Below are 11,987 nucleotides of genomic sequence, written 5' to 3'. Positions count from 1 at the left end.
CACATACTATTTGACGCGCATGGAACAAGAAAAAAGCAAAAAACAGATCCTGTCCGTTGTCCTTTATCTGGCGCTCGCCGGGTGTGCGACAACTTCCAGCGAAGCTCCCAAAAAGGCGCAGGAAACTGCGCCTTTCATGGCTACGTCCCAAGACAACCCGGTTGTTGAGGTCGCCAAAGTCGTGGATCCGACGCCCGCGCCGGAGGCCGCTCCGATACTTCCAGCACATGTGCTTCCCGCAGACGAATCGCCCGCAGCAACTGTGGCGCCGTCAGAAACGCCGGTTGCGGAGGCAATACCGGAGTATCCCAACATTTGGGCCAAGATTCGTGAGGGTTTTTCCATGGCAACGCTCGACAGCCCACTGGTCGAGCGCGAGCGACAGTGGTTTATCAACAATCCCGAATACATGCAGCGCATGATGGAGCGTGCGCGGCTCTATCTTTACTACATCGTCGATGAAGTGGAAAAACGCGGCATGCCGATGGAAATTGCGTTATTGCCCGCGATTGAAAGCGCCTATAAGCCCTACGCCTATTCCCGTGCCCGCGCGGCCGGCCTATGGCAATTCATCCCGTCAACCGGACGGCTCTACGGCTTGAAGGCCAATTGGTGGTACGACGGCCGGCGTGATGTGCAGGCCTCGACACAGGCGGCACTCGATTATCTCGAGAAGCTTTATAACGATTTTGACGGTGACTGGCACCTCGCGTTGGCGGCGTACAATGCCGGCGAAGGCAAGGTCATGCGCATGATCAAATACAACGAGCGCAAGGGGAAACCCACGGATTTTCAGGACTTGAAACTAAAACGCGAAACCATGCACTACGTGCCCAAGCTCATGGCCATGGTCAGCATTGTCGCGAACCCGGACAAATACGGAGTGCAGCTGGCCGATATTCCCAACGAACCCTATTTCGCGCGTGTCGAAACCGACTCGCAAGTCGATCTCGGTGTTGTGGCCAAGCTCGTGGATATGCCGGTGGACGACTTGCATAAGATCAATCCCGGGTACACGCGTTGGGCTACCCATCCCAATGGGCCGCACCATTTGCTGGTGCCGGCCGATAAAAAAGACGCGCTGGTCGAAGGCCTGAACAACCTGCCGGATGATGAAAGAGTTCAATGGCGTCACCATATCGTCAAACGCGGCGACACCTTGCACGACATCGGACGGCGGTATGGTGTAAGCGTCCAGGCGCTCCGGGTTGCCAATAATCTGCGCAGTAATTTGCTCCGCCGGGGACAGGATCTGCTCATCCCGATCCCGGCCAATGGCAATGCAAAAGTTATTCGCACGGCCTATCTCAATTCCGGCGTACGCGACGTCCCGCCTGGAGAACCCGTCATCCACCGCGTGCGCCGCGGTGAGACATTGTGGAGTATCTCCCGCCGTTACAACGTCCTGGTCCAGCAGCTCACGAAATGGAACCTGATACACGCCAATGATATTCTGCGTCTCGGGCAAAAGCTGAAAATCTGGACCAGCGGCGGCCCAACCGCCTTGATCGAATTTTCCACGCCCAACAGCTAACCAAACAAGCAACGCCACGGAACACGCCGCTGAAACGTGGCTAGTCGCATTATTTCCCCTTGCGGGGTTTTTCCTCCGAATACAAGTGACAGTGCGTTTCGTGGACGCCATCCGTTCCACGGCCTCTGTTACTCCCTGCGCGGACAACCCGTTTTACCGTCCCGAAGCGCGTGACTTCAGGATAAGTCTCGCGGCAAATCGGCATGACATGCGGGCAACGCGGATGAAAGTGACAACCGGCGGGCGGATTACTCGGTGACGGCATGTCGCCCTGCAACCGGATAATCGCGCGGCGGTTTTTCGGATCGATCTCAGGTACAGCCGATAACAACGCCTCGGTGTAGGGATGTTTCGGGTTTTGCAATACCTCGTCCACGGGCCCGCGTTCCACGATTCGACCCAGATACATGACGGCCACTTCATGCGCGAGGTATTCCACGACGGAGAGATTGTGCGTGATGAACAAATAACTCAATCCCAGATCGTCCTGCAATCGCTTCAGTAAATTCAACACTTGGGCCTGCACCGACACATCCAGTGCGCTGGTGGGTTCATCGCAAATAATCAAGTCCGGCTCCACCGCCAAAGCCCGCGCGATGCTGATGCGCTGGCGCTGACCGCCTGAAAACTCATGCGGATAACGTTGTCCCGCATCCCGCGGCAATCCAACTTGTTCGAGCAGCTCAGCCACTTTTAACTGGCGATCCTCACAATTCGTCCCTATTCCCTGGGCGCGCATCCCTTCCTCCAGAATCTCGCACACCAGCATGCGCGGGTTGAGAGAAGCGTAAGGATCCTGAAATATTATTTGAAAATGCCGGCGCAACGCGCGCAATTCATTGTCTGCCATCCGTGTCAGCTCCCGGCCGTTGTACTCAACCTGCCCCGCCGTGGGTCGCACCAATTGCAGGATTCCCTTGCCGACTGTGGTTTTGCCGCACCCGGACTCACCCACCAGTGCCAGCGTGCGGCCGCGCGCGATCTCAAGCGATACCCCATCGACTGCCTTTACATGACCCACCACTCTCTGGAACACACCACGGTATATCGGGAAATGCACCTTCAGGTCTTTCACTGACAGCAAGGTTTCACCGGTCTGTTTCGCCGCCGTGCGCCTTTTATTGATTGTTTTACGCGGGGTCGTGGCACCCGGTGGATGCGCTACGGATTCATCGTAAAGATGGCAGAGCACGCCCCGGCCGCTTTTGAATATCCACGCAGGGACTTCCTCGCGGCAGAGATCCCAGGCATGATCGCACCGATCGGCAAACCGGCATCCGTGGAATGACTGCCGCAGCGACGGGACACTGCCGGTAATGACATCCAGTGCCGCGCCACGCTGCATTCGCCCGGGGATGGAGCGAAACAGCTTGCGCGTATAGGGGTGCTGCGGTTCCGCGAAGAACTGTTTGCGCGGGGCAGATTCCACGATCTGGCCCGCATACATCACGGCAATTCTGTCGGCCATCTCGGCTACCACGCCCAAATCGTGGGTGATGAGCAGGATCGCCATGCCGGTTTTCTTCTGAATCTCCTTGAGCAAGGACAGAATCTGCGCCTGAATCGTGACATCCAGGGCTGTGGTGGGTTCATCGGCAATCAACAGGTCGGGCTCGGTCGCCAGTGCCATCGCAATCATCACGCGCTGTTTCATGCCGCCGGAAAGCTGAAACGGATATTCATCGTAACGCCGCGCGGCATCCGAGATACCGACGGCCCTGAGCAGTTCGGCGACTTGATTTCGTTTTTGCCTGCGCGTGAGTCGTTCCACGCCCGGAATGGCTTCGCTGATCTGTTCGCCCACCGTCAACACCGGGTTAAGCGAGGTTTGCGGTTCCTGGAAAATCATAGCCAGTTGCTTTCCGCGGATGGCGCGCATGTCACGCTCGGGGAGGGCCAGCACATCCTGATCACCCAACCACACGCTCCCGTTTACGATACGTCCCGCCGGCTGCGGAACGAGCTGCAGCAGCGACAGCGCGGAAATGGATTTTCCGCAGCCGGACTCGCCGAGCAAGGCCAGCGTCTCGCCGGGTTTAATAACGAAGTCGATGCCGTCCACCGCGCGCACCGTGCCCTCGGGGGTGTTGAACCAGGTTTTGAGATTTTCGACCTCGAGCAATTTTTCTTTGCTCATGGTGTCACCTCAAGCCTTCGCAGGTCGAGCGGGCTTCGCCCGCGCATACTTGTGGGTGGTTGACCCACGGAAATCTTATGTGTGCGCTCCGCGCACGATTCAAAAGCGTAATTGCGGGTGGCTCCGCCCCTGCACCCTGGGTGACTTTCTTTGCTCGTGCAAAGAAAGTCACCAAAGAAAACACGTCCCACGAATGGCGCGACACCTTCCCTGCGCTTCTCGCCGGTCCCGGCGCGAGGCTCGGGCGCGCCATACGGGGTGGAAAAAACACCCATGCCAAGGATTGAGGTGGGTGACTCCCCTCCCCGTAGCGCGCGCCAAGTACCGCAGCCCCAGCGGGAGCAGTTAAGCGAGACCGTGTTCGAGCCCGAGGCGCGTTTCCTAGCGCCCGGCGAGTTGGTCGAGCGCCCGGTGGGGCGAGGAACGGAGGAGGATGTCGCGCGCTCCGGGGTGTGTTTCTTTTGGTTACTTTTGGCCGGCGCGTTCCCTGGCGGGGGCCCTGCGGGCGCGCTGTGCGCGCCCAATTTTGCTCCCGGCAAAATTGTCTTTGCACAAGCAAAGACAAATTCGACAGGATCGAATTTGGACAGGCGAAGCCTGCCCGAAGGGCGAGGACCAGGGATGGTCCGAGTCCAAAGTAACCTGCCGTGGGTCAGCCACCCACAAGTAATATGCGGCCGCAGGCCGCTCGACCCAAAAATATCAATAAAACACCTCACTTCCGTAACCTAGGGTCAAAGGCATCGCGCACCGCATCGGAGAACAGGTTCGCCGACAGTACCAACCCGAACATGAACACGAACGCCGAAACCAGGCTCCACCATACCAGCGGGTCGCGCGCCATTTCGAGCCGCGCGCTGACAATCATGTTGCCCCAGCTGTTCATGGTCGGGTCCACACCGACACCAACGTACGACAACACTGCTTCGGCCAGCACCAGTCCACTGAAATCCAGAACCACGGTAATGAGAATGATGTGCATGACGTTGGGCAGCACATGTCGCGCCATGACGGAAATATGGCTAGAGCCCAGTGCCAGAGCGGCCTGAATGTAATCCACTTCACGCAGCTTGAGCGTCTCGCCGCGCAACAGGCGGCACAGGCTGGTCCAGCTGGTGACACCGAGTATCAGGCACAGAAACAGCAATCGGATGTCCGCGCGCTCGGTGGTGCTGGTGAACGAATCGGGATGGGTTTCGATATACAGCTGCAAACTCAGAATGGCAGCGGCGATCAGGAGCACGCCGGGAATCGAACTCAACGTGGTGTAAACGTATTGGATGACATCATCCACCCAGCCGCGGAAATAACCGGCCATGATGCCGAACACCGCGGCAAACGGGAGCATGACGAGCGTGGTGAGCGTGCCGATTACCAGGCCGGTGCGGATGCTTTTCAGGGATTTGTAAAACACATCTTGCCCAACCTGATCCGTACCGAAAATATGATAGTAAAGCGACAAATAACCGGCATTCCCCGCCAGGACAATCAAAACACCCAGGGTGACAAGTACGGTCCGCCACGGGAAATAACCATCACCGTGCACCAATCTTCGTGCAATCTGCGTTAACGGCTCTCGCGGTTTACGCCAAAAGAACATGAAGCACGTCACCAGCAGCAGCCACGCTCCCACCGCCACCAGTGTCGCCGTCGCGGCACGCCGGGTGATATCTACGGTGCGCTCGCGGGGCCCCTCCAGATGCGCGCCGCCATGAAGCAAGCGCGGGTATTCCCGGGCATGCCGTCCGTCAGGATACTCTACTGTTTCCTTGGAGTAGGCCTGGATCGCAAACGGCGCGGAATAAGTTTTTTCCGTGCGTGCCCGCAATGGCATTGCAACTTTGTCCAGCAGGCTCAGCACCTCATTGGAAAATATCGCTTCACCCGAATTCTGCCTGTCCAGCAATGGCCGGAAATGGATGGAATCCATCAGACCGATGACCACATATGCCATCAGGATGACCAGCGACGCCATGGCCATGGGGCGGCGCCCCACCTGCCGCCAGGGCACGCGCAGGTGCTCATGCCGCAAAGTAAAAACAATGAACGCCAGGATGGTTCCGATCAATACAAATATCAGTAAATCGGTCCACAGAATTTCGGGCTGAAATGGCATAAACGTTATTCCAGTCGCACGCGCGGGTCTACCAGCGTGTAGGTGATGTCGGTCAGAATCAGGCCCGCGATGTACAGCACCGACCCGAGAAACACCATGGCACGCACGATGGCGAAGTCCTGTGAATTGATGGCGTCGATGGTGTAACTGCCCAAGCCGGGTATGGCGAAGAAGGATTCGAGAATCAGGCTGCCGGTGAACAGCAGCGGGATGACCACGACCACGCCGGTGAGAATCGGGATCATCGCGTTCTTGAGCACATGGCGGAACAGCACGCGCAGTTCCGACAGGCCCTTGGCACGCGCGGTGCGAACATAATCCTTGTTGATTTCCTCAAGAAAAAACGTGCGGTACAGCCGCGTGCTGGCGCCGATACCGCCCACCACGCCGACAATAACCGGAAGAATCAGAAATTTGACGGCCTCGAGCCCCACGTCATATCCCGATATGGGTACCAGCTGCAGCAACATGCTGATGAGAAACTGTCCGCCGATGACGTAGAAAAGTGACGAAATGGACATCATGACCACGCACAAGACCACACCGCTCGTGTCGAGATAGGTGCCGCGGAAAAATGCCAGCAACATGGCAAAGGTGACGTGTACCAGGATACCGACGAGGAAAATCGGCAAGGCGATAGCCAGGCTCGGCCACATGCGCTGGTAGATGTCGTAACCGATATCCCGGCCCTGGTCGGAGCGGCCGAAATCAAACACGAATAATTTCAGCGAGTGCTGGAAAAATATCGTGTCAGTGAATTTCTCCGCGCCGGCGGCGCCGGCGTTATAGAATCGCGGCTTGTCGTAGCCGTGATCCTCTTTCCATTTGACGATGGCCTCGGGAGTCACACGCTTAACGCCCAAATGCAGAAGCGCCATGTCATCCGGACTGTTGACGAAGAAGAACAGCGCAAAAGTGAGCAGGTTCACCCCGATCAGGATCGGGATGGCATAGAACAGACGGCGGATGATATAGGCGATCATCGGCCTTGCGCTTGGCGCTCGCGCCGGCGGTAAGTGAGCACCGCCGGCACGGCACCTGCCACCAGCACCCCCAGCACCAGGGCCATGGGCCAGATCACCGGGCGGTTCCAGGCCGCGCGCAGTTCGGCTCGCTTGTCCGGATCGAGACGGCTGTATTTCAGCGTATTATTCGCCATGTTGTGGGGCTTGGCGTTGGACATCCAGGCATGCTCGAGCAAAAACTGCTTGGGGTGCATGCCCCACATCCACGGTGCATCGCGACGCGCGATGTCAATCATCTGATCGATGATCGCCTGCCGCTCGGGCGAGTTCTCCATATTCTTCATCCGCTCGAACAAACGGTTGAATTCCGAGTTGTCGTAGTTCGCGGCGTTCTCGCCGCCGTTCCCGACCTTCTTATTCGGCCCATAGAGCAGGAACAAGAAATTCTCCGGGTCCGGATAGTCCGCGTTCCAGCCCCAGTCGAATATTTGCGCATCGCCTTTGCGCATCTTTTCCTGGAAACGGTTGTAATCCGTGGCGCGCACCACCAGCTGAATGCCCAGTTTCTTGAATTGTTTGAGCATCCAGTCGAGCTGAGCCTTGCGTTCCGGGCCCGTGGCGGGTGTTTCGTAATTGATCGAGAGCGGTTTGCCGGTCGCGGTGTCCACGCCGTTCGGATATCCCGCTTCGGCAAGCAGCGTACGTGCGAATTCGATCGGCTTGCGCCGCGGTTTGTCGTCCACCCAGTCGTAGACGTAAGGATTAATGCCAGCGCGGCCTTCACGATAACCGAAAATGCCCGGCGCCAGCGGCCCCTGGGCGGCAATGCCGCGACCGTTTTCGAAGATGGAAATCTGTTCCTCGAAATCGACCGCGATCGTAATGGCCCGACGCAGCTTGCGCGCACGCTCGGTATAGCCGCCGACAACCGGGTCGAGTATGTTGAAGCCGAGGTAATAGGTCGAGGCGGCGACACTGGTCAGAAGCCGAATACCCTTTTGCTTCATCGCGTCGCTTATCTCGGCGTCACCCTCGCCGGTGAATCGGATGGCCTGGTCGAAGCCTTCCGGTTGAACGCCGGACCGGTCGTAATATCCCTGCAGGAATTTGTTCCAGCGCGGAATGCTTTCCTTGTCGAGACTGAACACGATCTTGTCGATGAAGGGCAAACGCCGGCCGGCATCCCGCAACAAACCGGCCGGTCCGTCCCCCGGCTCGCCTTCGGTTGGATAAGGTTCCTCGTGGTAATTCGGATTGCGCTCCATCACCATCTGGCGGTTGGGATTATTGACAGTGAGCATGTAGGCGCCGCTGCCGACCGGGTACCAGTCGAGCGTGAGATTCTTCTCCGCCATGCCTGGCTGCGAGAAAAACCGGTCCACTTCCGGCGCCATCGGGGCGAAAAACGGCATTGCCATCCAGTACAGCAGTTGCGGATACTTGCCATGTATTTTTACGCGATAAGTATAGCGGTCTACGACTTCCGCGCCGGTCAGCGGGTATTTTCCAAGATCGAGATAAATGCCTGAATCGCGCCCGGCGGCGATTTTGTCGTAAGCCTGCTTCAGGGTCACGGCGTAATCTTTCATTCCCACGATGTAATCATTCATGACGCTCAGGATTGGGGAATGCAGCTTGGGATGTGCGAGGCGCTTGATCTGGTACACGTAGTCGGCGGCGACCAGCTCGCGCGTTCCGGTCTGGGGGAAATCGCCTATCGCGCGCGTTTGATCAAAATCTTGCGGGTTGAGTTCATGGTAAAGATACCGGCCGTCGGCATCATGCGCGAATGCCGGATGCGGTTGATAGAGAATGCCGGGGCGAATCCGGATTTCATAAACACTGTAGGCAATCTTTGCGACCGGGGCGTTGCGGGGGAGTTGCCGCCCCTTTTTATCGAGATAAACCGGAGTGGGAACGGAGGTCGCTGTGAGTGGAACGAGCGTATAGGGACGTTTGAGATAGTGATATTGAAACGGCGGTTCGTAGATTTGCGCGATAAAAAGATACTCGTTTGAGCTGTAGGCACGCGCAGGATCGAATGTTTTCGGCCGTTCTCGGAAAGCGGAGTAAAGAATGTTCTTCCTTTCATCTTCCTCCGGATACGGGTTGTTCCAAGAAGCAATCGCCGTAGTGGAGAAAAGGATCAACACCGTTATCAAGACCTGTCGCAAAGCGCCGGGCCGTTTCATATAATTTCTATCCAAGCTCCTCACTGTCCTCGCGCCGGTGAAGATACCGGTGTGGTCGTCAATATATCAAATTCTTTGCGCTCACCCCTCTTCCCGCGAACACGAATTTTCGCTACTGTAACGGCTGATTACGCTGGATGCCTGCGTTATAACAGGTTTCTCCAGTTCCAGGCTTTTGACAATAAGGGTGGAGAACATCATATGGGATTTCTCGCAGGCAAGCGGGCATTGATCGTGGGCGTCGCCGGAGACAGGTCCATCGCCTGGGGCATCGCCAAGGCCATGCATCGTGAAGGCGCCGAGATCGCGTATACCTACCAAAATGACAAATTAAGGGAACGTGTCGCCAAGCTGGCGACACAGACCAATTCCGATATCTTGATACCCTGCGATGTATCAAGCGATGAGCAGATCGAAGCGGTGTTTTCACACCTTGATGATTATTGGGACGGTCTCGATATCATCGTTCATTCGGTCGCATTTGCGCAGCGCGAACAACTCACCGGGAATTTCGTGGATGTCACCACGCGCGATGGATTCCGCATCGCGCATGAGATCAGTTCGTACAGCCTGACGGCGCTCGCCAAGGCCGGCCGCGCCATGATGCAGGGACGACAGGGGGCTTTGTTGACGCTGTCGTATATCGGCGCGCTGCGTTCAGTGCCAAACTACAACATCATGGGGCTCGCCAAGGCAAGCCTGGAAGCGAATGTGCGTTATCTCGCCCAGGCTCTCGGTCTTGAAGGAATTCGCATCAACGCCATTTCCGCCGGCCCCATCCGAACGCTGGCCGCCGCCGGTATTTCTGATTTCAGAAAACTTCTCGACTACAACGACAAGATGGCGCCGCTGGGACGCGGCGTGACCATTGACGAGGTGGGAAATGTTGCGGCGTTTTTGTGTTCCGACCTGGCTTCCGGCGTCACCGGAGAGATTACCTATGTCGACGCCGGTTTCAATACCGTTGCAATCGGACTCAATTACGGCAAGCTCCTCGAATAATTCATCTTCTAGAGCTGATCGGAATAAATCTTTATCTTCGCTTTTTGCCTTAACCCGGCACGATAATTCGAATAATATTCGTCGCCACGAAGCACAGTAAGCAATGATTTTGCCTGCTCGTACAGTGCGCTGGGCGGCTTGCCTGATGGTGCGCGCACTTGCAGGATCGCCATCACGGCATAGCCTTGGTCTCCCAAATCAACGAAATCGTAAACGGGTTTTCCGTTTTCAGTCCGTGGTGCGCGAAAGGCGGCGGTCGCAACACGTGTCTCGGTGCCGGCGCTTTGTTGTCGGGTGATAATTCTCGGCGCCTGATATTTAAATCCATGTTTTTTTGCCAACGCCCCAAGCGATCCATTCGCACGCAATGCCTGCAACCATTCATCAGCCAGTTGGCGTGCGGCTTGATGGCCACGTTCTTGCTTCAGGTTTCGTTCGATTTGCGCGCGTACATCCGCTAACGGCTTGCGGCCCGCCGGCTGCCGTTCAAGGACCCGGACAGCCGCTATCGTATCGGTGCTGACTTCAATGGCATCGCTGTTGCGAACCTGGCTCAACACATCCGGATCGAAGGCGGCCTGCACCACTTTGGGATTAGCCGCAATACCCGGACCACCGGATCGCGTGAACCAGTCGCTCTTCTGGATTTCCAGTCCCAGCGCCTTGGCGGCCGGTGCCAGGCTATCGGGCTGTTCGTAAACAAGGTTGCGGAATTTCTCCGAAAATTCGAAAAATTTTTCCTCACCCTTCCGTTTTCGCGCAAACTCGATCAGCTCCTGGCGAACCTCGGAGAGAGATTTGCGCTTTTCCGGAGTCAGGGACGTAAGTTTTACCAAATGGTAACCGTACGAGGTGCGCACGGGTTTGCTGATTTCACCGGGTTTTAGTGCATAGATAACGTCTTCGAGTTCTTTCGGCAGCACGCCGCGCCGAATTTCGCCCAGATCGCCTTCCTGCGCGGCCGTAGCGCTATCCGTAGAATACTTTTTCGCCAGCGATGCAAAGTTATCTTTGGCGCGGGCCTGGCTGGCAATACCCTCGATTTTCGCGAGCGCTTGCCTAGCCATGTCTTCCGCCGCCTCGGAAGGCAGAGAAATCAGGATATGGCTGGCACGACGCCTTTCAGGTGTAACGTATCGGGCAGCCTCTTCGGTATAAATCCTTTTGATGTCTTCATCGCTGGGTCGATATTCCTTATTCAGATTGCTTGCCGATAACAGCAGATACTCAATGCGGACCTTTTCGGGAATCTGGAACAGATCGGTACGACTGGAATAATACTGCTCGATCTCCCGCGCACTGACCGGTGCGGCAGGCATCAGTGAATCAGGATTGATCACGGCATAGGCCACCTCCCGCTCCTGCATCAGCAGACGGACGATCTCCCCCAAATCGGCATCGGTAACGATGGCGCTCTGGCTCAGGCCGGCCTGGATTTGACCGGCAAGTCCTTCGTCGCGCAAGCGCGCCTCGAAATCGCGAATGTTCAGGCCTTCACGCCGCAGGGTGGCCTCATACAGCACCGTGTCAAACCTTCCATCACGCTGGAAAGTCGGCAAAGTATGAATCAGATCAGCCAGTCGCGCGTCACCAAGCCGGTATCCCTGATCCTGAGCTTGTTTCGCCAGCAAGGCCTGATCAATCAGGCTGTCGACAATCAGCCGCTTGAATTGCGGGCTGTCAAGCGTCTTGGGATCCACGCGATCACGCAGACGATCCAGCGCACGGCGGTAGGTCGTCTGGCTTATCTCGATGCCATCGACTTTTGCCACGTTAATCGTTACGCCGGTGTCAAAATAAGAGTTGACCCCCCACAGCGCGAACGGGATCACAATCAATATCACGATGAACGAGGCGATGATGCCCTGGGTTTTTTCACGGATCGCGGTTAGCATCGAGTGGCTGTTTAGCGGCGCATCAAATATTTCGGGAATCGGGTATTGTAATTAGCAACGGGCGAGATTTTTATCCTCGCCCGGCACATGTGTGTGGCGGAGCGGACGGGACTCGAACCCGCGACCCCCGGCGTGACAGGCCGGTA

7 protein-coding genes are annotated in these 11,987 nt (G+C 56.9%); 2 read left to right on the top strand and 5 right to left on the bottom strand.

From position 1 onward, the window contains the following. Positions 1-19 precede the first annotated feature (19 nt). Positions 20-1,534: a transglycosylase SLT domain-containing protein gene (locus WD823_RS05275; protein ID WP_368428437.1), complete on the top strand. Its 1,515-nt coding sequence runs from the start codon at positions 20-22 to the stop codon at positions 1,532-1,534. 49 nt (positions 1,535-1,583) lie between these two features. Here the strand turns inward: WD823_RS05275 and WD823_RS05270 are convergent, their stop codons facing one another. From WD823_RS05270 to WD823_RS05255, 4 genes are all read right to left on the bottom strand, one after another. Further along, positions 1,584-3,671 (bottom strand): dipeptide ABC transporter ATP-binding protein, encoded by a 2,088-nt coding sequence (locus WD823_RS05270; protein ID WP_368428436.1) that lies wholly within the window; start codon positions 3,669-3,671, stop codon positions 1,584-1,586. 715 nt (positions 3,672-4,386) lie between these two features. Then, positions 4,387-5,787, bottom strand: coding sequence for an ABC transporter permease (locus WD823_RS05265; protein WP_368428435.1), 1,401 nt, complete (start codon positions 5,785-5,787; stop codon positions 4,387-4,389). 5 nt (positions 5,788-5,792) lie between these two features. After that, positions 5,793-6,770: an ABC transporter permease gene (locus WD823_RS05260; RefSeq protein WP_368428434.1), complete on the bottom strand. Its 978-nt coding sequence runs from the start codon at positions 6,768-6,770 to the stop codon at positions 5,793-5,795. Further along, positions 6,767-8,944, bottom strand: coding sequence for an ABC transporter substrate-binding protein (locus tag WD823_RS05255; RefSeq protein WP_368428433.1), 2,178 nt, complete (start codon positions 8,942-8,944; stop codon positions 6,767-6,769). The genes WD823_RS05260 and WD823_RS05255 overlap by 4 nt, the downstream gene beginning before the upstream one ends. 201 nt (positions 8,945-9,145) lie before the next feature. Between WD823_RS05255 and WD823_RS05250 the strand changes: the two genes are divergently transcribed. Next, positions 9,146-9,946 (top strand): enoyl-ACP reductase, encoded by an 801-nt coding sequence (locus WD823_RS05250; RefSeq protein ID WP_368428432.1) that lies wholly within the window; start codon positions 9,146-9,148, stop codon positions 9,944-9,946. A gap of 8 nt (positions 9,947-9,954) precedes the next feature. Here the strand turns inward: WD823_RS05250 and WD823_RS05245 are convergent, their stop codons facing one another. Continuing rightward, entirely contained in the window at positions 9,955-11,841 is a 1,887-nt protein-coding gene (locus WD823_RS05245) for a SurA N-terminal domain-containing protein (RefSeq protein WP_368428431.1), read from the bottom strand. Positions 11,842-11,987 lie beyond the last annotated feature (146 nt).

This window comes from Sulfuricaulis sp. (assembly GCF_040901545.1).
GTDB lineage: Bacteria > Pseudomonadota > Gammaproteobacteria > Acidiferrobacterales > Sulfurifustaceae > Sulfuricaulis.
Note: the sequence above shows the minus strand (reverse complement) of the source record. Positions and strands in the feature narration are given on the sequence as shown.